Here is a 20,884-nt window from a genome sequence, read left to right as displayed (position 1 = left end):
GTGACATATTCCTCCGCGTCGGACGCCGGAGTCTGCATCGTCATCCCGGCGGCAGGCTCCGGCGTCCGTCTCGGTGAGCCCGTCCCGAAGGCCTTCGTCGATCTCGGCGGGCGCACCGTCCTGCAACGCTGCGTCGACGGTCTGGCAACCCTCGACGCCGACGTCGTCGTGGTGGTTCCGGCCGATCTGGTCGACGCCGCCCGTACACAGCTTCCCGACCATGTGGTCGTGGTGGCCGGTGGTGCGCATCGTTCCGACTCGGTGCGCGCCGGCCTCGGCGCCGCCGCCCACCGCGACATCGTCCTGGTGCACGACGCGGCCCGCCCCTTCACCCCGGTCGCGGTGTTCGAGCGCGTCGTCGACGCCGTCCGGTCCGGCCACCGGGCCGTGGTCCCCGGACTCCCGGTGGCCGACACCCTCAAACAGGTCGTCGTCGCATCCGACGGTTCCGGTGACTGTGAACTGGTCACCCGGACCGTCGACCGCGAGAGCCTGCGGGCGATCCAGACCCCGCAGGGGTTCACCCGGGAGGCCCTCGCGCTGGCGCACGCCGACGACTCCGGTCTGGCCACCGACGACGCCGGCCTCGCCGAGCGGGTCGGTGTCCCGGTGCACGTGGTGCCCGGTGACCCGCTGGCCTTCAAGATCACCACGCCCTGGGACCTGCGCATCGCCCGCGACGTCGTCGCCGAGGGTGATCACCCCATCCATGAAGGAGTGACTCGATGAGAGTCGGGATCGGCACCGACGCCCACGCCGTCGACGAGACCGTCGACTGCTGGATGGTCGGCCTGCACTTCCCCGACACGCCCGGGTGCGCCGGCCATTCCGATGGCGACGTCGGCGCGCACGCGCTGTGTGACGCGGTGCTCTCGGCCGCCGGACTCGGTGACGTCGGCTCGGTGTTCGGCACCGGCCGTCCCGAGTGGGACGGCGTCTCCGGGGCGCGCATGCTGACCCACGTGGCCGGTCTGGTCGCCGACGCCGGGCTCGAGGTGATCAACGGCGCGGTGCAGGTGATCGGCAACCGGCCCAAGATCGGCCCCCGACGCGACGAGGCGCAGCAGGTGCTGTCGGCGGCATTGGGTGCCCCGGTGTCGGTGTCGGCGACCACGACCGACGGCCTCGGCATGACCGGACGGGGCGAAGGAATCGCCGCGGTGGCAACTGCGCTGGTCGGGGACAGACGCGACGCACCGGCCCGGTAGAATGGCACGTCGTGACCCTGCGCCTGTATGACACCGCCACCCGGGAGGTACGAGACTTCGTACCGCTAGTCGAGGGGCGCGCGTCGATCTACCTCTGTGGCGCAACCGTTCAGGGTGTTCCCCACATCGGGCACGTGCGCAGCGGAATCGCCTTCGACATCCTGCGCCGCTGGCTGGCCCATCGCGGTCACGACGTGCTGTTCGTCCGCAACGTCACCGACATCGACGACAAGATCCTGCGCAAGGCGGCCGAGGCCGGACGTCCCTGGTGGGAGTGGGCCGCCACCCACGAGCGTGAGTTCACCTCCGCCTACGACTCGCTCGGTGTGCTGCCGCCGTCGGCCGAACCGCGCGCCACCGGCTTCGTCACCCAGATGACCGACTACATGACCCGGCTGATCGACCGCGGTCACGCCTATGCCGCCGACGGCAACGTGTACTTCGACGTGCGGTCCCTGCCGGACTACGGTGCCCTCTCGGGGCACCGGCTCGACGACGTGCACCAGGGCGAGAGCGCCGGGACCGGCAAGCGGGATCCGCGCGACTTCACCCTGTGGAAGGCGGCCAAGCCCGGCGAGCCGTCCTGGCCCACCCCGTGGGGTCGTGGCCGCCCCGGCTGGCATCTGGAATGCTCGGCGATGGCCACCTCCCTGCTCGGCAGCCAGTTCGACATCCATTGCGGTGGAATGGATCTGATCTTCCCGCATCACGAGAACGAGATCGCCCAGAGTCACGGCGCCGGCGACGCCTTCGCCAGGTACTGGCTGCACAACGGCTGGGTCACCATGAGCGGCGAGAAGATGAGCAAGTCGCTGGGCAACGTCGTGTCGATCCCGGCGATGCTCGAACGGATGCGTCCGGTGGAACTGCGCTACTACCTGGGTAGCGCCCACTACCGGTCGATGCTGGAGTACTCCGACGGTGCGCTCACCGAGGCGGCCGCGGGCTACCGCCGCATCGAGTCCTTTGTCGAGCGGGTGAACTCGAGGATCGGTGCCGTCGAGATCGGCACCGTCACAGACGAATTCGCCGCCGCGCTGGATGATGATCTGGGTGTGCCCGCAGCGCTCGCCGCGATCCACAACACCGTCCGCGCCGGCAACACGGCACTCGAGGGCGGTGACGCGGCAGGTGCGGCAGGCGCGGCGTCGTCGGTGCGCGCGATGATGGGCGTGCTCGGCGTGGACCCGCTCGACGACCACTGGCTGACCGCGGGCGGAGACGATTCCGCGGCGCTGTCGGCGCTCGACGTGCTGGTGCGTGCGGAACTGGTCCGCCGGGCCACCGCGCGCGCCGAGAAGGACTGGGGCACCGCCGATGCGGTGCGCGACCGGCTGGCCGAGGCCGGCATCGAGGTCACCGACACCCCCGATGGGGCACAGTGGAACCTGAAGGGGCAGGAATAAGATGGCCGGCAATTCGAAACGTAAGGGCGCCATCCGCAAGTCGGGTAGCAAGAAGGGGCAGGTCGTCGGTTCCGGCGGTCAGCGCCGCCGCGGACTCGAAGGTCGCGGGGCCACCCCGAAGGCCGTCGACCGCCCGTACCACGCCGCGCACAAGAAGGCCAAGGCCGCGGCGAAAACCGCTGCCGGACGGCCCAAGTCGCGACCCAAGGACGACGGCCCCGAGTATGTGCTCGGCCGCAACCCGGTGGTGGAGTGCCTGCGGGCCGACGTCCCGGCCACCGCGCTCTACATCGCGACCGGCAGCGAACCCGACGAGCGGGTCAGCGAGGCCGTGAAGATGGCCGGCGACAAGGGGATCTCCATCCTCGAGGTCGGCAAGGGCGAGCTGGACCGGTTGTCGACCAACGGGATGCATCAGGGTGTCGCACTGCAGGTGCCCGAATACCGCTACATGCACCCCGAGGACATGATGCGTGATGCCCTCGCCAGCGGCACCCGTCCGCTGCTCGTCGCCCTCGACAACATCACCGACCCCCGCAATCTCGGCGCGGTGATCCGCTCCGTCGCCGCATTCGGCGGCCACGGGGTGCTGATCCCGCAGCGTCGTAGTGCGAGTGTCACCGCTGTCGCCTGGCGCACCAGTGCCGGTGCCGCCGCCCGCCTGCCCGTCGCCCAGGCCCCGAACCTCACCCGCACGCTGAAGGACTGGGCCGCCACCGGCGCGCAGCTGGTCGGTCTCGACGCCGAGGCCGATGTGACCCTCGACGAGTACGACGGCACCGGACCGGTCGTCATCGTCGTCGGCTCCGAGGGCAAGGGTCTGTCCCGGCTGGTCCGTGAGACCTGCGACTCGATCCTGTCCATCCCGATGGCCGGTGACGTCGAGAGCCTCAACGCCTCGGTCGCCGCCGGTGTGGTGCTCGCGGAGTTCGCCCGGCAGCGTCGGCTGCAGTAGGTACCGCGGGTGTGGCAGGTGCCGCACTCACCTCGGCGCGGACGCCACCGACACCCCGGCGCGGCGTAGTGCCTCGCGCACCTCGCGTGCGTGTCGGACGGCACCGGGGGTGTCGCCGTGCAGGCACACCGACTCCGCCTCGATCCGCAGGTCGCTGCCGTCGATGCTGGTCAGCGAACCACTGGTCACCAGGTCGACCACGCGCCGGGCGATGGTGGCGCTGTCGGTGAGCACCGCACCGGCTTCGGTGCGCGGCACCAGGGTGCCCTCCGGGGTGTAGGCGCGGTCGGCGAAGGCCTCGGCGATCACCGGCAGCCCGGCATCGCCGGCGCGGTGCAGCACCGGCGACCCGGCCAGTCCCATCAGCGGCAGCGTGCCGCCCAGCTCGAGCAGTGCGCGGATCACCGCATCGGCCTGGCGCTCATGATGGACGATCGAATTGTAGAGCGCCCCATGCGGTTTCACATATGTCACCGATGTCCCGACCGATTTCGCGATGGCCTGCAGGGCGCCGATCTGATACAGGATGTCGGCGGTCAGCTCGGCGGGTGCGATGTCCATGAACCGCCGTCCGAATCCCTGCCGGTCGGGGTAGGACACCTGCGCTCCCACCCGCACCCCGGCCGCCGCGGCGGCTCGACAGGTGGCGAGCAGTTCGGCCGGGGTACCCGCATGGAAACCGCAGGCCACGTTGGCGCTGGTGACGATCCCGAGCATGGCCTCGTCGTCGCCGACGCCCTCGCCGAGATCGGCGTTGAGGTCGACGGTCACCGCGGAGTGAGTAATTCCCGACACACCCGCATTGTAGATTCGGTTCCATGGCTCTGATCGACCCCAAGGTCACCACCCTCGACGGCATCGTCGGCGGCGTCCGCGGCCGCCGCCTGCGCCGCGGCACCATCAGCTGGAAGGGCATCCCCTTCGCGGCACCGCCGGTCGGCGGCGGCCGGTTCGACGCACCGCAGCCGGTCACCCGGTGGCCGGGTGTGCGGTGGTGCACCGGCTTCGGTGACGCCGCGGTCCAGGAGAAGTTCGTGACGGCCACCGGGCCGGGGCGCTTCCAGCCGACCGGCGAGGACTGCCTGACCCTCAACGTGTACTCCCCGGACCAGACCTCCACCCGCCCGCGACCGGTGATGGTGTTCATCCACGGCGGCGCCTACATCCTCGGCACCGCGGCCACACCGATCTACGACGGCACCTTCCTCGCCCGCGCGCAGGACCTGATCGTCGTGACCATCCAGTACCGGTTCGGCCCGTTCGGCATGCTCGACTTCAGCGGCTACTCGGGTCCGGACCGGCGCTTCGACGAGAACCCCGGACTCAAGGACATGGTCGCGGCCCTGCAGTGGGTGCAGCGCAACATCGCCGCATTCGGCGGCGACCCCGACAACGTGACCGTCTTCGGGGAGAGCGCCGGCGGCTCGGCGGTGCTGACGCTGCTGGCCACACCGTCGGCGCGGGGCCTGTTCGCCCGGGCCATCGCCGAGAGTCCGGTCGCCGACCTCGTGATCGCCAAGGACAACGCGGCACTGTTCGCCGACGAGTTCCTGCGCCTGCTCGCCGATCCCACCCGGCGCAGCACCGAGATCGTCGACCGGCCCGCACCGTTCGGCCCCGACCGGGCACGGGAACTCCTCGACGGGGCGTCGACCGGTGACCTGCACCGTGCCGGCCGTCGTCTGCTCGGCTTCGCCCGCCACGCCGGGACGATCGATCCGTTCCCCTACGGGCCGGTGTTCGGCGGTGAGTCACTGCCCCAGGCACCGCTCGACGCCGCACGCGCCGGGGTCACCGCCCAGGTGCCGCTGATCGTCGGCACCAACCGGGACGAGGGGATGCTGTTCGAGAAGTTCTGGAACATCCTGCCCGACCCGGAGCGCACCCTGCTGCGCGTGGAGGACGCCACCGCCCGCGACGAGATCCTCGAGGCCTACTCCGGCGGTGCCGCCGATCGCATCCGCCTGGCCGCCGACGGGATCTTCTGGGCGCCGGTCGCCGGTTTCGCCGACGCCCACCGTCACGTCGCACCCACCCACGTCTACCGCTACGACTTCTTCACCCGCGCCCTGGGCGCGGTGGGGGTGGGGGCCACCCACGCCACCGAACTGTTCGCCGTCTTCGACGCCTACCGAACCCCGATGCTCGGTGGTCTCGCCGTGGGTGACCTCCGGGCGACCCGTCGTGTCGTCGAGCAGATGCAGTCGCGGTGGGGCGGATTCGCCCGCAACGGTGTTCCCGGCCCGGACTGGCCCGACTACGACGACGTGTCGCGGTCGGTGCTCGTCATCGACCGGGACGTGCGTGTCGAGTCCGATCCCGACGGGCCCCGCCGGGCGGCGTGGCATCGCGGACGTCCGACGCCGATCGCCGCCGCCGGCACTCCCGAACACCCGGAAGGTATCGGCGAGATCTCCGCACGCTGATCGGGGGCGCCCTGACCACGGTCTTTAGCCGGTCGAATTGAGACACGGATGTGTGTCAATCTCGGGTGAATTCGGAATTTGTCGAAACGAACAGTGTCACGATTTGCTACGTCTTCGTGGCCTCGGTTTTACGAGTATTGGAAAACCGCATAAGTTTCTAGCTGACACGTCCACCCGCTTCGACCGCAAGGGATCTTCATGCTCCTCCGTCCGTGCATTCCCCCCGGCCAGGGGATTCGTCGAGCGGTTCGCACCGCACTCGTCTGCGTCCTCGTCGCGGCCGCGGGGGCCGGGCCTGCCGCGGTGGTCGCCGCCGCGCCGGGTGACCCGCCGCCGCCGCTCGGTCTCGAGGAGATCGGTTCCTCACCCACGGTCACGTTCCTCGGCCAACAGGGTCAGGTCAGCCTGTCGATTCCGGTGCCGCAGAACCTGACCCCCGCCGAGTTGCGTGGGACGGCCAATCTCCCGGCGTTCGTGACCGGTGGTCAGGTCGACGTCATGCAGGGCGATCGACTGGTCTCTCGGACCGAGATCGACCCCCGGCCGAGTGCGCCGATCGTGATTCCCCTCGACGGACTCCGCGTCACAGACAATGCTGCCGACCTGACGTTGCGCACGTATTTGACGGTCGACGGAATCTGTCGATTCACGCCGGATACGGCATTTCGCATCACCGATTCGACGGTGACATTCACCGGTCGAGAATCGATCCCGCGGACGGTGTCGGAGTTCCTTCCCCCCGTCCTCAGGAATCTGACGATCATCGTGCCCGACGACGTCAACGGGGCGGAGGGTGCCGCCGCGGTGGATCTCGCCGCCGCGGTCACAGCACATTACGGCACCGCCACCACCGGCATCGACGCCGTCGGCCGGCCGCGATCGGACCTGCGTCCGGCCACCGCCCCCGGTCCCCTCCAACGTCAGATCGTGATCGACTCCGACGCCGACACCGGCTTGACCCTCCGCTCCGGGCCCGGTGGCAGTACGTACCTGGTGATCGGTGGTCCCGAGGATCAGCTCGAGGTCCAGACCCAGTTGCTCACCAGCAATCTCGCCTCCATCGCGATGAGTTCCTCGGCGGTGGCGGGACCGTTGTACGACGCCCCGCAGGTCGCGATGGACGTCCAGCGGCTGTCCGACCTCGGCGTCGCCGACCAGCAGGTGATCTCGTCGTCGTGGCCGTCGATCGCGTTCGGGATCGACCAGACCCGACTGGGACGGGCGTCCCGGGATGTGCGGGTGCAACTCATCGGTTCCTATGCGCCCGCCGGCGGCGACGGCACGGTGCTGTCGGTGCGCGTCGGCAATCGCGTCCTGGCCACGCTTCCCACCGATTCGTCGGGAACGTTCAACGCGTGGGTCGACATCCCCGGTGACGTGATGAAGCGCTACACCGAGGTCACGGTGACCCTCGAACGCGGTGGAGTGCAGGAGGGGTGCGGCACCGGAACCCGATCGTCGCTGTCCCTCAGCGCCGCCGGGGAGGTCTCCACCGCCCTCGCCGATCCGCCCAGTCCGGCCGGATTCGACTCCGTACCCCAGTCGATGATGCCGTGGGTCCAGCTCGCCTGGACCCACGGGGACGTCGACGATGTCGCCCGCGGCGTGGCCCTCGTCGCCGGACTCGCGCACCTGTCGTCGGTGCCGTTGGGGATCGATGTGGTGCCGATGTCGGAGGCGGTGTCGTCGGAGCTCCCGGCGATCCTGATCGCCGCCGACGGCGAGGGACTGCCGGACCTGCCGCTGCCGGTGAGTTCGGACGGGTCGACGGTCACGGTCCGGTCGGCGTCGGGATCGACCTCGAGGGTGACCCTCACCCCTCAGATCCGTTACGGCGCAGTGCAGGTCGCGCAGCAGGGGGGACGGACGGTCCTCGTCGCGAATTCCACCGCCGATGCCGCCGATCTGGACCGGCTGCTGACCTGGCTGTCCGCCGAGGACAGATGGCAGGGCGTCAACGGTGACGCGGTGATCCAGGTGTCCGGGCGGCAACCGGTGTACGTCGATTCCGCGAGCGCGGTCTCGGTTCCCGCCGACGACTCGTCGTTCGGCATCGGCGCCGCGACCGCGGTGGTGGTCGGGGTGATCGTGGGAGCGATGATCGTGGCAGCCGTCGTGATCCTTCTCGTCCGCCTGCGCCGGCGAACCACTCCCCGCGGTTGATGGTGTCGCGATGACGGTCACCGAACCCCGGCCGACGACGACGGCGGTGCGTCGGCGCCGTCGGCCCTGGGGCACACCGGCATGGACGATCACCATGCGGTGGGTCGCGCTGATCGCGACCACCGCGGTGGCGTTCTGGCGGACGCTGGCGGCGCTGGCCACCGAGATCGGGGCGCAGACCCTGATCGTCATCGTCCCCGTGGTGGTGCTTCTCGCGGGGATGGCGGCGGCCGGCACCGCGTTGCGGCGTCACGACGAACCGCCCATCTACGACCGGCAGACCGACGTCATCGTCGGCGGCATCGTGCTGTTCATCGCGCTCGCCGTGGAGGTGATGGTCAACCCGCGGTACTCGCAGGCCTACCTGACGGTCCACATGGATCTGCTCAGCATGTGGTTGTTCGTCCTCGGTGCGGCGATCCTGTTGTTCGGGCTGCGCCCGGTGTCGCGCTATCGGTGGGCCTGGCTGGTGCTGCTGATGATCTGGCCGATCCCGCTGCGGGTGCTGATCCTGTCGGTTGGCCGGGGAGCGCTCGGAGCGGCTTTCCTGATGGTGCTGATCGCCGCCGCGGCCACCGCGGTCGCGACCGGACGTACGGTCCGTCGTGGGCTGATCGGTGCAGGCCTGGCCGCGCTGGTGGGATCGCTGGCGATCGTCACGATGTATGTGGTCCTCGACATCCGTCGCCTGGTCCTGGTGGCCACGATCCCGGCGCTTCTCTGTGCGGCGGTCGCGTTCAGCGTGATGTACGTCGACTATCGGCGCAGGCCCGGGCGCTCCTGGAGTCCGATGGGGCGGCCGCTGCTGGACCCGACCCTGCGGCGGGTCGGGCGGCCGGCGCTGCTCCTGGTGTCGGCGACGGTCCTGACGGCGTTCGTGCCGTTGCCGCAGGTGGGTACCTGGCCCAGCGCGACCATCCCCGGTATGGCGATCGGGAAGCCTCTGGTGGTGCCCGCCGGCTGGCGCCAGGCGTCCGAGCAGCGATACGAGTGGGTCCGACGACTCTACGGGACGACGTCGGTCCTCTACCGGCAGTTGCTGGTCCAGAAGGTGGGGAGCACCGCGTTCGACAAGGACGCCCGAACCCGCCGGGTGATGGTCGACTCGGTCGACGCCGCGCGACCGCTCGCGCTGGAGGTGTACCCGTACATTTTCCGCTACAACCTCGTCGGTGACCGGTTCGGGCCGGCGGTGGAGGTGCCGTTGCCGCACGGCGTGCGGTCGTGGGTGTGGAGCGTCGTCGACGACGAGCGATATCTCACCTACACCGTGCTGTCCTGGTGGTGGAACAACGGTGCGCGCACCCAACAGATCATCCTGTGGGCGGTCGACAACCATGAACCCGACGCCCAGTTCCCGCCGCCGCGGATCACGATCGGACAGAACCTGAACACCATGATGACCGTGTTCTTCCGCGGCAACGCCTCGATCGCCGACACCGACCCGGCCTACAAGGACCGTGGGCTGCTGACGTTGCTGGCCACCGAACTGGTCAACGCCCAGGTCGAGCGGGCCGGAGGTGGCGCGTGAGGCCGGTCGGCCACCGACCGGGTGGCGGCCGGCCGATCCGGGAACTCCTCGTGGACGAGGAGTATCGGGCGGTGGCGCTGCACGATGCGGTGGAGCGGCTGCGGGAGGCGGATGCGGACATGAGCGCGTCGGTGGCGTTCAATCGGCCGCAGAAGGTGGGCGGGATCGCGATCCTCGTCGTGCTCGCGGTGCTGCTCGTGTTCTTCACCGTCCCCACCACGGCCACCCTGGTCTCGATCGCCACCCTCGGTTACGTGGTGAGCCTGCTCGACCGGCTCGTCATCTTTCGGCGGGGACTGGTCAACGGTGCCATCTCGGTGACCGACGACCAGGCGCGCGCCATTCCCGACAGCGAACTGCCCTACTACACGGTGCTGGTCCCTGCCTACGGTGAACCCGAGGTGGTCGGCGATCTGATCGAGGCGGTCGAGTCGCTGGAGTATCCGCGCGACAAGCTGCAGGTGCTCCTGCTGCTGGAGGAGGACGACGAGCCGACCATCGTCGCCGCCCGGGCGATGGAGGACGAGGGCGGGGTGGTCACCGTGGTCCTCACCCCGCCCGCCCAGCCGCGGACCAAACCGAAGGCGTGCAACTACGGACTACACTTCGCCACCGGCGACATCGTCACCATCTTCGATGCCGAGGACAAGCCCGATCCGCTTCAATTGCGTAGGGCTGTATGGGTTTTCGACAATGTCGGCGACGAGACGGTGGTCTGTGTCCAGGGAAAGCTCAGCTTCCACAACGCCCACGACAATCTGCTCACCCGATGGTTCACCGCCGACTACGGCATCTGGTTCGGCTTCCTGCTGCCCGGCATGATGGTCAGCCGTGCCCCGATTCCCCTGGGTGGCACCTCCAACCACTTCCGACGGGACGTCCTCGACGCCATCGGGGCATGGGACCCGTTCAACGTCACCGAGGACGCCGATCTCGGTGTGCGGATCTCCGACCACGGCTACCGCACCGTCGTGCTCGACTCGGTCACCATGGAGGAGGCCAACGTCGACGCGATCAACTGGGTACGGCAGCGCTCACGTTGGTACAAGGGCTACATGCAGACCTGGCTGGTCCACATGCGCCGGCCACTGGCGCTGTGGCGCATCCTGGGCCCGGTGGCCTGGGTGCGCTTCACGCTGTTGATCGCGGGTACCCCGCTGATCGCCGCGATGAACATGGTGTTCTGGCTGGTCCTGCTGGTGTGGATCGCCGGCCAGCCGCCGGTGGTCGCCGAACTGTTCCCGGGGCCGATCTACTACCTGGCGGGACTGTCCCTGGTGTTCGGAAACGGCGCCGCGCTGTACATGAATCTGATGGCGATCCGCGAGGACGGCCGCCCTGATCTCCTTGTCGCAGCGCTTCTGGTACCCGCGTATTGGGTGCTCATGAGTATTGCCTCGATCAAGGGGATGTGGCAGATCCTGGTCAATCCCTCATACTGGGAGAAGACCTTTCACGGCCTGTCGACGAGTGCCGCGTCCGCGACGGCCACCGGTGACGCCGAGGAGTCGGTTGCCGGCTCGGGGGCGCAGCGGTGACCCGCCGACGCCGGATCGTCCTCTTCGCGGCGCTCTGGCTGCTCTATCTGGCGGTGGGTCTGTACCTCGCGCTGGTGGCGCACTTCTACTTCGGTGACGCGTTGTCGCGTGTGCAGTCGGCCCAGAGCGTGTTGTTCAGCCGCAATCCCCACCTGGCGGCGATCGGGTTCATCTTCACCCCGCTCACCGTGATCGTGCAGTTGCCGCTGACCGCGTTGACCCCTTGGATTCCCGAGATGACCACCGCCGCGGTCTCGGCGGTGATCATGTCGTCGGTGTTCATGACCGCCGCCGTCGTGCAGGTGGCGGGCATCGCTCGCGATCGCGGACTGAACCGGACGGTGTCGACGCTGGCCGTGGCCTGCTTCGCGCTCAACCCGATGGTCGTGCTGTACGCGGCGAACGGGATGAGCGAGGCGCCCTACCTGTTCTTCATCGCGCTGGCGTCCCGTCGCCTGATGCGATGGGTGGACACCGATGACGTGCACGATCTGACGGTTGCCGGTGTCGCCCTGGCGTTTTCGTATCTCACCCGCTACGACGGCGGTGCCGCGGTGCTGGCCGCCGGCGGTCTGGTGGCCTGGGTCACCTACCGCCGTGACCGGCGTGCACCGGCCCTTCGCCGCGACCGCATGTGGCGGACCGCGCTCGACGTGGTGCTGGTGGTGTCCCCGGCCGCGCTGGCGTTCGTCGGGTGGGCCTTCGCCGGGTGGCTGATCACCGGGGACGCCTTCGCGCAGTTCACCTCGGAGTACGGCAATGCCGCCATCATCGAGCAGTCGGGGGGTAGCGGGTCGTCGGGAACCGCCGAGGCACTGCGCTTCTCGATGATCGAGCTCGCCATCCTGGCGCCGCTGTTGCCGTTGCTCACGGTCGTCGTCATCGCGCTGCGGCTGCGCTGGCGGCGTGTGTACCCGCTGCTACCCGCGCTGTTGATGATCGGTGCGGTGCTGGCCTTCCAGGTGATCAGCTATATGCGGGGATCGACGTTCGGGTTCCTCCGCTTCTACATGACCGTGGTGCTGCTGGCGGCGGTGGTGGCGGTGATGTCGGTTCCCGCACGGCGTCATCCACCGGTCCGCCGACCCGGCCCGCATGCGGTCACCTCGCCGCTGCGCCCCCGCCGTCGCACGCGAACGCGGACGGTGGTGGCGGCGTCGACCGCGGTGGTGGTGATGGCGGTGTCGGTGCCGGTCACCGCCTACGGCATGACCTCGCCGAAGTACGCGCCGCAGGAGTTCGCGGTGGGTTCGGTGGTGTGGCCACGGCCCGACTCGGTCTCGGAGAAGTACCTCGACGAGCGGAAGATCGTCCGGTCGTTCTCCACCGAGCGTGACCTCGCGCGGTATCTGGATCGATTGGGGCTGCCCGAGGGCAGCGTCCTGGTCGACACCGTCTACGGCTTCGCCGTGGTCGTGCAATCCACCCACCCGAAGCAGTTCGTGATCCCTTCGGACAGCGATTTCACCGCGGTGCTCAACGATCCGGTCGACCACGGGGTGCAGTTCATGCTGACGGTCCCGCGATCGGGGCGGGGGGAGTCCGACGCGCTGAACCAGCGGTACCCGACGCTGTACGAGAACGGGGCGCAGATCTCGGTTCTCGCCCTGATCGCGCGCAACCAGGGCGCGGACCTGCCGGATTGGCGGATCTACCGGGTGATCGGGACCTGACCGGACCCGCCCGTCGATCGGGTCGCGCTCAGTCCACCACCTCGGCGACGACGGCCCATGCCGGATCGTCGAAGCCGATGTCGTAGGTGCACTCACCGGGGCGGGGATCGGGGACGAACGCCCAGAGCAGGGTTCCGGCGGCCCCGGCGGCCCGGTTGGCGTCGATCCGAGAGCGGAACGACGCCGCCCGTGCGGGAAGCGACAGGCACGACCCCGCCTTGATGCCGAGTTCGTTGACGATCAGCGGTTTGCCGAGTTCGTGGGCCTGTGCCAGACGGGCCGGCAGTGAACTGTCCGCCGGAGGGACGCCCTCGGCGTCGCGATAGTCATGGAAGTCGAGAATGTCGATGTGCGGGGACGCCCCGACGGTCAGCATGTCGCCGCCGGCGATGCCGCACTGGTCGCCCCCGGTGGTGCCGGCGAAGATCGGGTGTCGGGCGTCGATCGCGGTCAGTTCGGTCCCGATGGTGTCGAAGAAGGTTCGGAGCACGGCGGCCGCGCCGGCGGGGCAGGTTCGGTGCCGCCAGTCGCAGCCCGCGGCGCCACAGACCCCGACCTCCGGTTCGCCGACGATCTCCCACCCCGCCAGGGAGCGTTCGCCTCCCCACCGCTGGACAGCGATCATCATCCAGCGCTCGAAGGTGAGGCCCGCGGGCCCCTCGTCCCGCTTCCAGCCGTCCACGTACCAGCTGCGGTCCTTGTACCGCTCGTCCTCGCATGCCCCGTTCGACCCGGTCAGCACCGGTAGCACCATCCGGTCGTGGCGTGTGGCCGCGGCGAACACCGCGTCGAAGCGCGAGAAGTCGAGGCGCCCGGTCTCGCGTGACGTGGCCAGCGAGGAGAACAGATTGAAACGGGTGAGGCTGCCGCGGGGGACCTGGTCGAAGTAGCGATCCAGATCGACCTCGGCGCCGCATCCGAGATTCGACGACCAGTCGGTGCCGAGTTGATAGGCGTTGAAACCCGAAGGCCACCAGGGTTTCCCGTCGAGGACCAGTCCGGAGGGGGTGGTGGCCACCCGGCCCCCGTACACGTGTGTCGGGGGAGCGGAGGGGGATGTCTGCACCGGTTCCGGTGGCGTGCACGCGGCGACCACGACGATCGCGATCAGGGTGATCACGATGCGGATCATGGGGGCGGGTCGCGGCACCCGCCGAACGTTACCCGGTCTGGCTATCGTGGCGGGGTGAACGCAGAGCGATGTCCTCGCCGGACCGCAGCCCGGGCACAGATCATGTCGCCGGTGGTCGCGCTGGGTATCGCGCTCGGTGTCGTCGCCTGCGGTGACGATGCGGCGCCGACCGATGCCTCGTCGACCGGTGCGCCCCCGGGCGCGGTGACGACCGCCACCACCGTGACGTCGACCGGCGACACGTCCGGGGCCGCCACCGGCGCGGTCCCGGCGACCGACGCCGCCCATCCGCCGCCATACGTCGATCACGTGGAGTGGGTCCAGACCGCGGTGGGTCCGAGTCTGCAGGTCCACCCGACGCCCGCCGGGCGCCGGACCTATTCCACCGACGGGGCCGATGTCGCGTGGGCCGAGGTGCTCGGCATGGCGCCCGGTGCCGACACCCCGGGGATGCGCGCCCAGTTCGATTGCCACTGGACCTATGCGCGGCTCGTCGCCCCGGACAAGCCGAGCTGGAATCTCGAACCGCGCCGGCCGGTCGTCACCCAGCAGGAGATGGCCGCCTCCCGCTGCAATCCCGGCGGACCTGAGGAGTAGTCCCGGAGGTGGTGGCCACGTCCAGGGGCCCAGGTGGTGCTTGCCCAGGTGGTGCTCTGTGGGTCGGGTCGGCCGTCCGCTCAGGCGCGGGTCGCGTGCGTCCGGCGCCGACCGATCCAGCGGCAGATCAGGTAGATGATGAACGAGATGGTGGTGACGAACACCGACACCGGCAGTTGCGGGGCGAGCGACAGGAGCAGGCCACCGATCGCGGCGACCTCGGCGAAGATCACCGACAGCCCGATCACCACGTTCGGGTTCGCCGACAGCCGGGCCGCGGCGGCACCCGGGGTGATCATCAGCGACATCACCAGCAGGGCGCCGATGATCTGCACCCCCTGAGCCGCGGCGAGCCCGATCAGGATCGCGAACACCACCGACATCAGCCGCATCGGGACCCCGTTGGCCTCGGCGACGCGCGGATCGAGTGAGGCGAACAGCAGCGGCCGGTAGATCACCGCGAGCACCACCGACACCACCGCGGTGGTGATCGCGATCGCCGTCAGACCCTGCACGCCGACGCTGACCACCTGACCGGTGAGCAGCGCGAATCCGGTTCCGATGCGTCCGTACAGTGCGAGGAACAGCACGCCGAGACCCAGGCCGAAGGCCATCACCACGCCGATCACCGAGTCGCGTTCACGGGCGCGGTTGCCCATGATGCCGAACACCGCGGCCGCGATCACCGCGCCGATCACGCCGCCGACGTTGACGCTGAATCCGATCAGCAGGGCGGCGGCCGCACCCGTCACCGACAGTTCGCTCGCACCGTGGACGGCGAAGGACATCTGTCGCGCCACGATCATCGGCGCGAGCACACCCGACAGCAGGCCGAGCAGCGCGAGGGCGAGCAGGGCCTGCCAGACGAAGTCGTAGCCCAGGAGCCGGATGGTCTCGGAGAAGTTCCAGAAATCGCTGAGGGCGACGTCGGCGGCGGCCGCGAGGGGAGTGGTCGTCACGGGTGGTCAAGCTCCTCGGGTCCCGAACAATGGGCGGTGCCCTCCTCGCCGCCGACCACCAGCAGGCGGCCGTTGACGCGGACCACCTCGACGTGGCTGCCGTACAGCTCCGACAGGGTGTCGGTGGTCATCACCTCGTCGGGCGGACCGGCCAGGAACCGGCCGCCGACCAGGTACAGCACCCGGTCGACGTAGGGCATCACCGGGTTGATCTCGTGGGTGACCAGCACGACGGCCGTGCCCGCGGTGCGGCGCCGGCGGTCGATGAGTTCGACGACGCGCTCCTGGCTGGCCGGGTCGAGGCTGGCGAGCGGTTCGTCGCAGAGCAGCAGTTCGGGATTGCCGGTGAGGGCCTGCGCCACCCGCAGACGCTGCTGTTCGCCGCCGGAGAGCACGCCGACCGGGGCGTCGGCGAAGGCGGATGCCCCGACCTCGGCGAGTGCGGCGTCGACCTTGCGGCGTCGGGTGGCGTACCCGCGCAGCCCGATTCCCCAGCGTGCCCCGTCGACGCCGAAGCCGACGAGGTCACGGCCACGCAGGGCCATGGTGTCGGCGTCGGCGGCGTGCTGCTGGGGGATGTACCCGACGGCCTCGGTCACCGTCATGTCCCCGGCGGACAGCCGGTACTGGCCGAGCAGGGTGCGCAGGAACGATGTCTTGCCGGAGCCGTTGGGGCCGAGGACCGCGACGAATTCGCCCGCCTCGATGGTCAGGTCGAGGTCGTTCCACAGCACCCTGTCGCCGAAGGCGAGGGTGGCGTGCGAGAACGTCGCAACGTGCGCGGTACTCATGGGCTGCTTGTCTTCTCGGGCGGCCGTGTCACCGGCCGGGCTGGGGTGGGCGGGTCCGGGTGCGGACCGCGGTGGGGCGGGTTTCCGGTGCCGACTACGCCGGGGGTGTGTTCAGTGCGTCGGCCAGTGCGGTGATCTGGCCATGCTGCCATGCGATGTAGTCGGTGACCCCGTCGGGCAGGGTCTCGGTGAACTTCACCACCGGTACCTTCGCATTCTGTGCGACGGTGAGCAATGCCTCGGTCACCGGGTCGACGGCCTGGGTGTTGTAGATGAACACCTTGGCGGTCCGTGAGGTCAGCAGATCCTGCAGGGCGGCGCGGTCGGCGGCCGACGGCGACTGGCCCTCCTCGACGGCCGAGGTGAATCCGGCCGGTGCGATGTCCACCAGGCCGGCCTCGGTGAGCAGGTATCCGGCGAGCGGTTCGGTCTGGGCCACCTCGGTGCCGTCGTGGGCCTTCTTGATGTCGGCGAGCTGGGTGCGCAGGCCGGTGATCTGACCGGTGAAACGCTCGGCGTTGGCGTGGTAGGCGGCCGCGTTCGCGGAGTCCTTGTCGGCGAGTGCGTCGGCGACCGCGTCGGCGACCTGCGCGACGACGGCGAGGTCGTAGAAGACGTGCTCGTTCTGGTCGCCGTGGTCGTGACCGGAGTCGGCCTCGGTGCCCGTCTCGTGGTCGTGGTGGTCGCCGGCGAGCAGATCGAAGGCGTTGATCACGGTGGCATCGGAGTTGGCGGTGGCCCGTTCCATGTACTCGTCGTAGTGGCCGCCGTTCATCACGACCACCGAGGCGTCGACCACCTTGGCGGTGTCGGATGCCGACGGCTCGAACTCGTGCGGATCGCCGTCGGCGTTGGTGTAGAGGGCGGTCACGGTGGCGTGGTCGCCGGCGACGGCCGAGGCCACCGAACCCCAGACGTTGGTGGAGGTGACGACGGTGGGTGTGCCGTCCGAACCGCTGCCGGAATCCCCCGAACAGCCGGTCAGTGCCAGCGCGGCCGCGCTGAGCAGGCCGGCTCCGACGACAAGGGCACGCCTCATGTGTCCACTCCGTTCACGCAAATGACAATCGTTACCGAATGAAGTGTAGGGGATCGGTACCGACGATGCGAACACGGATCCGCCGACGCCGTCCCGCTCGGCGGTCGCGCGAGCGCGCGAGGCTACGGACGGAACGGGACGTAGACCGGTCGACGCACGTAATTGCCTGCCGCCCAGATGATCCCGTCGGGATCGACGTCGAAGTCCGGGAAGCGGGCGAGGAGTTCGGTGAGGGCGATCCGCCCCGCCATCCGTGCCGCCGCAGCCCCCAGACAGTGATGGTCACCGCGGCCGAAGGTGAGGATTCGGCGCGGCCGGCGGGTGATGTCGAGGAAGTCGGCGTCGGGACCGAAGACCTCGGGATCGCGGTTGGCCGCGCCGTAGCAGAGCAACACCTTGACCCCGGCCGGGATCTCGACGCCCACATCGGGGTAGGCCACCGGCCGGGTCGTCGTGCGTGCCAGGCCCTGGACCGGCGAGGTCAGGCGCAGCAGTTCCTCGAGCGCATCGGGGATCAGATCCGGCTCGGCGACCAGCCGTGCGCGCTGATCGGGGGCGGCGGCCAGCAGCTCCAGGCTCCCGCCGAGCAGCCCTGTGGTGGTGTCGTTGCCGCCGGCGATCATGGTGAACACGAACGCCAGGATCGACACCAGACCCGCATCGTCGTCGGCGCGGCCCGCCGCCACCAGCGCCGACACCGTGTCGTCACCCGGCTCGATGCGCCGGCGGGCGATCAGATCGGCGAAGTAGGCCAGCAGCTCACCGGTCGCGGCCCCGGCCGTGGCGCGCACGGCCTCGGCGTCGGTTTCTGTGCTGTCGGTTGTGGCGGTCGGGCCCACCGCACCCACGATCGCCGACGTCCACTCGTCGAAGTGGGTGCGATCGGCCTCCGGCACGCCGAGGTAGTGCGCCACGATCATGCTGGGCAGCGGTTTGAGCAGTTCGCCGACCACGTCGATCGGGCCGTCGGTGCCGCGGGCGGCCTCGGCGAGCCGATCGAGACGGTCGGCGACGAACTCGTGCACCTGCGGTTCCAGTGAGGTGACCTGCCGCGGGGTGAACCCGCGCGCCACCAGCGACCGGAACGCCGTGTGCACCGGCGGGTCCTGCATCACCAGCGGCGGGTTGTCGACCATGCCGATCGCCTCGAGTTCGCCGTAGGTCACGGTCAGCCCGGCCGCCGACGAGAACGTCGCGGGGTCGGTGGCGGCATCGGCGACGTCGGCGTAGCGGGTCAGCACCCAGTAGTCGTCGGCGGGTGTCGGGCCAGGTGAGACGTGGTGCACCGGGGACTCCCGCCGCAACCGCGCGTACATCCCGAACGGGTCCGCCCATCCGGATCCGGAGCGCAGGCCGAACCGGGGGGTCTGCCGATCGGTGTCCATGTGCCGATCATGCCGCCTGGCATGACCTCATGGACCCGGGTTCTCTAAGCTGGAGGGATGAGTTTGCCCCGGCCGCGGCGGATCGCACTGATCTCGGTGCACACCTCCCCGTTGGCGCAGCCGGGCACCGGCGACGCCGGCGGGCTCAACGTGTACGTCTGGCAGACCGCCCAGCGTCTGGCCCGTCGTGGGGTGAAGGTGGAGATCTTCACCCGGGCCACCTCCTCGGGGGATGCCCCCGCGGTGGGTGCCGCCGACGGCATCACCGTCCGGCACGTCGTCGCCGGGCCGTTCGAGGGACTCGACAAGCGGGACCTGCCCGCACAGCTGTGCGCCTTCACCGCGGGGGTGATGCGCGCCGAGGCGATGCAGCGCCCCGGCTACTACGACCTGATCCACTCGCACTACTGGCTGTCGGGGCAGGTGGGCTGGCTCGCCCGCGAACGCTGGGGTGTACCGCTGGTCCACACCGCCCACACCCTCGCCGCGGTCAAGAACGCCTCACTGGCGGAAGGTGATTCGGCCGAACCGCGTCTGCGGGTGATCGGGGAGCAGCAGGTGATCGCCGAGGCCGACCGCCTCGTCGCCAACACCGACACCGAGGCCGGTGAGCTGACCGGCATGTACGGTGCCGACCCGGGGCGGATCGACGTGGTGACCCCCGGCGCCGATCTCGATTGCTACACACCGGGTTCGCGGGCTGCGGCGCGTGCCGAACTCGGCCTCGACCCCGATGCCACCCTGGTCACCTTCGTCGGTCGGATCCAGCCACTCAAGGCCCCTGACGTGCTCATCCGGGCGGCCGCGCCGCTGATCGAACGATTCCGGGAGGCCGGGCGGACGCCGGTGCGGCTGCTGATCGTCGGCGGTCCGTCGGGCAGCGGTCTGGAGAAGCCCACGGCCCTCATCGATCTCGCCGCCGGGCTCGGCATCTCCGACGCCGTCACCTTCTTGCCGCCGCAGCCGTCGACCCGCCTGGCCCAGGTGTACCGTGCCTCGGATCTCGTTGCCGTGCCCAGTTATTCGGAGAGTTTCGGGTTGGTCGCGGTGGAGGCGCAGGCCTGCGGGGTGCCGGTCCTGGCCGCGCGGGTCGGCGGGCTCGGCGTGGCCGTCGCCGACGGCCGGTCGGGCATGCTGGTCGACGGTCACCAGATCGCCGACTGGACCACGGCGCTGGACAAGATGCTCTCCGACCCCGAACAGCTGGCCGTCCTCGGCCGCGGTGCCCGTGACCATGCCGCCCAGTTCTCCTGGGAACACACCACCGACGCCCTGCTCGCCAGCTATGCGCGGGCGATGGACTCCTTCGCCGACACCGCCTCCCTGCGGGTGGCGGTGGGTCCGCAACTGCTGCGCGCCACCCGCCGCTGGCGCCGGCGCAGGTCACGAACCGGACTGTGAGTCAACGGTGTCCGAGGTGCTCATCGCACCCCGGTGCCGCTCGTCGAAAGGATGCTGATGGGTTACACCGACAACGTCGACGTTCTCGAGAAGGTGCTCACCGAGCGTGAGATCCCTTATACCCGAAAGAGTTCCGGGGGAGCGCAGGCCGAGCACATCATCGTCGAGCTGCCCGGCGAGACCAAACTGAAGACCACGGTGCTGCTCACCGCCGGGGAACACGGCGTGCGGGTGGAGGCCTTCGTGTGCCGCAGGCCGGACGAGAACCACGAGGCCGTCTACCGCTTCCTGCTCAAGCGCAATCGTCGCCTCTACGGTGTGGCCTACACGATCGACAACATCGGCGACATCTACCTCGTCGGCCGGATCTCCGGGGATGCGCTCACCCACGACGAGGTCGACCGGGTCCTGGGGCAGGTCCTCGAGGCCGCCGACACCGACTTCAACAAACTCCTCGAGATCGGCTTCATCACGGCCATCCGACGCGAGTGGGCCTGGCGTGTCGCACGCGGGGAATCGCTGCGCAACCTGCTGGCCTTCGAGCATCTCGTCGACGCCGAGACGCTGCCGGAGATCGCGACTCTGGCCGAGGGGACCGGTGCCGCCGAGTCGGCTCTGACCAGGGCGGGCGAACAGGACGAACCGGGCTGAGTCCGCCATCACATCTCGACAGTTGGTGT

At 69.6% G+C, this 20,884-nt stretch carries 18 protein-coding genes; 12 read left to right on the top strand and 6 right to left on the bottom strand.

What is annotated here, in order from left to right; all coding sequences use genetic code 11:
* Genes ispD through rlmB form a run of 4 tightly spaced genes read left to right on the top strand, consistent with a single transcriptional unit; the run spans position 1 to position 3,569 of the window.
* Positions 1–729 (top strand): 2-C-methyl-D-erythritol 4-phosphate cytidylyltransferase, encoded by a 729-nt coding sequence (gene ispD, locus Q9K23_RS08570; protein ID WP_059035638.1) that lies wholly within the window; start codon positions 1–3, stop codon positions 727–729.
* Positions 726–1,208, top strand: a complete 483-nt coding sequence (gene ispF, locus Q9K23_RS08565) for a 2-C-methyl-D-erythritol 2,4-cyclodiphosphate synthase (RefSeq protein ID WP_053776981.1) — start codon at positions 726–728, stop codon at positions 1,206–1,208. The genes ispD and ispF overlap by 4 nt, the downstream gene beginning before the upstream one ends.
* Before the next feature lie 11 nt (positions 1,209–1,219).
* The gene (gene cysS, locus Q9K23_RS08560; protein WP_053776982.1) at positions 1,220–2,614 is read left to right on the top strand and encodes a cysteine--tRNA ligase; all 1,395 of its coding nucleotides are present in this window, start codon (positions 1,220–1,222) and stop codon (positions 2,612–2,614) included.
* Between the two features lies 1 nt (position 2,615).
* Positions 2,616–3,569 (top strand): 23S rRNA (guanosine(2251)-2'-O)-methyltransferase RlmB, encoded by a 954-nt coding sequence (gene rlmB / locus Q9K23_RS08555; RefSeq protein ID WP_053776983.1) that lies wholly within the window; start codon positions 2,616–2,618, stop codon positions 3,567–3,569.
* Between the two features lie 27 nt (positions 3,570–3,596).
* On the opposite strand, the gene Q9K23_RS08550 is transcribed toward rlmB, so the two are convergent.
* Positions 3,597–4,355, bottom strand: a complete 759-nt coding sequence (locus Q9K23_RS08550) for a 5-oxoprolinase subunit PxpA (RefSeq protein ID WP_187343537.1) — start codon at positions 4,353–4,355, stop codon at positions 3,597–3,599.
* Positions 4,356–4,387: 32 nt separating this feature from the next.
* Between Q9K23_RS08550 and Q9K23_RS08545 the strand changes: the two genes are divergently transcribed.
* The 5 genes from Q9K23_RS08545 to Q9K23_RS08525 all read left to right on the top strand — a co-directional run bounded on the left by Q9K23_RS08545 (position 4,388) and on the right by Q9K23_RS08525 (position 12,900).
* The gene (locus Q9K23_RS08545; protein WP_053776985.1) at positions 4,388–5,995 is read left to right on the top strand and encodes a carboxylesterase/lipase family protein; all 1,608 of its coding nucleotides are present in this window, start codon (positions 4,388–4,390) and stop codon (positions 5,993–5,995) included.
* 198 nt (positions 5,996–6,193) lie between these two features.
* Positions 6,194–8,158, top strand: a complete 1,965-nt coding sequence (locus Q9K23_RS08540; RefSeq protein WP_053776986.1) for a hypothetical protein — start codon at positions 6,194–6,196, stop codon at positions 8,156–8,158.
* A gap of 10 nt (positions 8,159–8,168) precedes the next feature.
* Complete coding sequence (locus Q9K23_RS08535; protein ID WP_053776987.1) at positions 8,169–9,689, top strand: hypothetical protein; 1,521 nt, start codon at positions 8,169–8,171, stop codon at positions 9,687–9,689.
* Positions 9,686–11,227, top strand: coding sequence for a glycosyltransferase (locus Q9K23_RS08530; protein WP_020790182.1), 1,542 nt, complete (start codon positions 9,686–9,688; stop codon positions 11,225–11,227). The genes Q9K23_RS08535 and Q9K23_RS08530 overlap by 4 nt, the downstream gene beginning before the upstream one ends.
* A complete protein-coding gene (locus Q9K23_RS08525; protein ID WP_059035624.1) occupies positions 11,224–12,900 on the top strand; it encodes a glycosyltransferase family 39 protein in 1,677 nt (558 codons plus the stop codon). Before Q9K23_RS08530 ends, Q9K23_RS08525 begins: the two co-directional genes overlap by 4 nt.
* Before the next feature lie 28 nt (positions 12,901–12,928).
* Here Q9K23_RS08525 and Q9K23_RS08520 read toward each other — a convergent pair whose 3' ends face one another.
* Positions 12,929–14,032 (bottom strand): beta-mannosidase, encoded by a 1,104-nt coding sequence (locus Q9K23_RS08520; protein ID WP_053776988.1) that lies wholly within the window; start codon positions 14,030–14,032, stop codon positions 12,929–12,931.
* Positions 14,033–14,086: 54 nt separating this feature from the next.
* Between Q9K23_RS08520 and Q9K23_RS08515 the strand changes: the two genes are divergently transcribed.
* Positions 14,087–14,629 carry a DUF2599 domain-containing protein gene (locus tag Q9K23_RS08515; protein WP_261977839.1) on the top strand — a complete coding sequence of 181 codons (543 nt, stop codon included), beginning with the start codon at positions 14,087–14,089 and terminating at the stop codon, positions 14,627–14,629.
* A gap of 80 nt (positions 14,630–14,709) precedes the next feature.
* Here the strand turns inward: Q9K23_RS08515 and Q9K23_RS08510 are convergent, their stop codons facing one another.
* The 4 genes from Q9K23_RS08510 to Q9K23_RS08495 all read right to left on the bottom strand — a co-directional run bounded on the left by Q9K23_RS08510 (position 14,710) and on the right by Q9K23_RS08495 (position 18,803).
* The gene (locus Q9K23_RS08510) at positions 14,710–15,588 is read right to left on the bottom strand and encodes a metal ABC transporter permease (RefSeq protein WP_020793936.1); all 879 of its coding nucleotides are present in this window, start codon (positions 15,586–15,588) and stop codon (positions 14,710–14,712) included.
* On the bottom strand, positions 15,585–16,379 hold the full coding sequence (locus Q9K23_RS08505) for a metal ABC transporter ATP-binding protein (RefSeq protein ID WP_053776989.1): 795 nt from the start codon (positions 16,377–16,379) through the stop codon (positions 15,585–15,587). The genes Q9K23_RS08510 and Q9K23_RS08505 overlap by 4 nt, the downstream gene beginning before the upstream one ends.
* A 94-nt stretch (positions 16,380–16,473) precedes the next feature.
* Positions 16,474–17,418, bottom strand: a complete 945-nt coding sequence (locus Q9K23_RS08500; RefSeq protein WP_053776990.1) for a zinc ABC transporter substrate-binding protein — start codon at positions 17,416–17,418, stop codon at positions 16,474–16,476.
* 122 nt (positions 17,419–17,540) lie between these two features.
* Positions 17,541–18,803 (bottom strand): cytochrome P450, encoded by a 1,263-nt coding sequence (locus Q9K23_RS08495; protein ID WP_053776991.1) that lies wholly within the window; start codon positions 18,801–18,803, stop codon positions 17,541–17,543.
* Positions 18,804–18,860: 57 nt separating this feature from the next.
* Between Q9K23_RS08495 and mshA the strand changes: the two genes are divergently transcribed.
* Both mshA and Q9K23_RS08485 read left to right on the top strand, forming a co-directional pair.
* Positions 18,861–20,204 (top strand): D-inositol-3-phosphate glycosyltransferase, encoded by a 1,344-nt coding sequence (gene mshA, locus Q9K23_RS08490; RefSeq protein WP_053776992.1) that lies wholly within the window; start codon positions 18,861–18,863, stop codon positions 20,202–20,204.
* Positions 20,205–20,261: 57 nt separating this feature from the next.
* Positions 20,262–20,855, top strand: coding sequence for a YbjN domain-containing protein (locus tag Q9K23_RS08485; RefSeq protein WP_082365831.1), 594 nt, complete (start codon positions 20,262–20,264; stop codon positions 20,853–20,855).
* Positions 20,856–20,884 lie beyond the last annotated feature (29 nt).

The organism is Gordonia sp. NB41Y (assembly GCF_030718915.1).
Classification (GTDB): Bacteria; Actinomycetota; Actinomycetes; order Mycobacteriales; family Mycobacteriaceae; genus Gordonia; species Gordonia desulfuricans.
The sequence above is the reverse complement of the archived record's forward strand: the minus strand, read 5'-3'. Positions and strand labels throughout refer to the sequence as shown.

Bases quoted from the DNA above. Each gene is read 5' to 3' on its own strand.
- Q9K23_RS08545 (WP_053776985.1), top strand. From the start codon at position 4,388: ATGGCTCTGATCGACCCCAAGGTCACCACCCTCGACGGCATCGTCGGC.
- Q9K23_RS08495 (WP_053776991.1), bottom strand. From the start codon at position 18,803: ATGGACACCGATCGGCAGACCCCCCGGTTCGGCCTGCGCTCCGGATCC.
- mshA (WP_053776992.1), top strand. From the start codon at position 18,861: ATGAGTTTGCCCCGGCCGCGGCGGATCGCACTGATCTCGGTGCACACC.
- Q9K23_RS08535 (WP_053776987.1), top strand. From the start codon at position 8,169: ATGACGGTCACCGAACCCCGGCCGACGACGACGGCGGTGCGTCGGCGC.
- Q9K23_RS08505 (WP_053776989.1), bottom strand. From the start codon at position 16,379: ATGAGTACCGCGCACGTTGCGACGTTCTCGCACGCCACCCTCGCCTTC.
- Q9K23_RS08485 (WP_082365831.1), top strand. From the start codon at position 20,262: ATGGGTTACACCGACAACGTCGACGTTCTCGAGAAGGTGCTCACCGAG.
- ispF (WP_053776981.1), top strand. From the start codon at position 726: ATGAGAGTCGGGATCGGCACCGACGCCCACGCCGTCGACGAGACCGTC.
- Q9K23_RS08540 (WP_053776986.1), top strand. From the start codon at position 6,194: ATGCTCCTCCGTCCGTGCATTCCCCCCGGCCAGGGGATTCGTCGAGCG.
- Q9K23_RS08500 (WP_053776990.1), bottom strand. From the start codon at position 17,418: ATGAGGCGTGCCCTTGTCGTCGGAGCCGGCCTGCTCAGCGCGGCCGCG.
- rlmB (WP_053776983.1), top strand. From the start codon at position 2,616: ATGGCCGGCAATTCGAAACGTAAGGGCGCCATCCGCAAGTCGGGTAGC.
- Q9K23_RS08520 (WP_053776988.1), bottom strand. From the start codon at position 14,032: ATGATCCGCATCGTGATCACCCTGATCGCGATCGTCGTGGTCGCCGCG.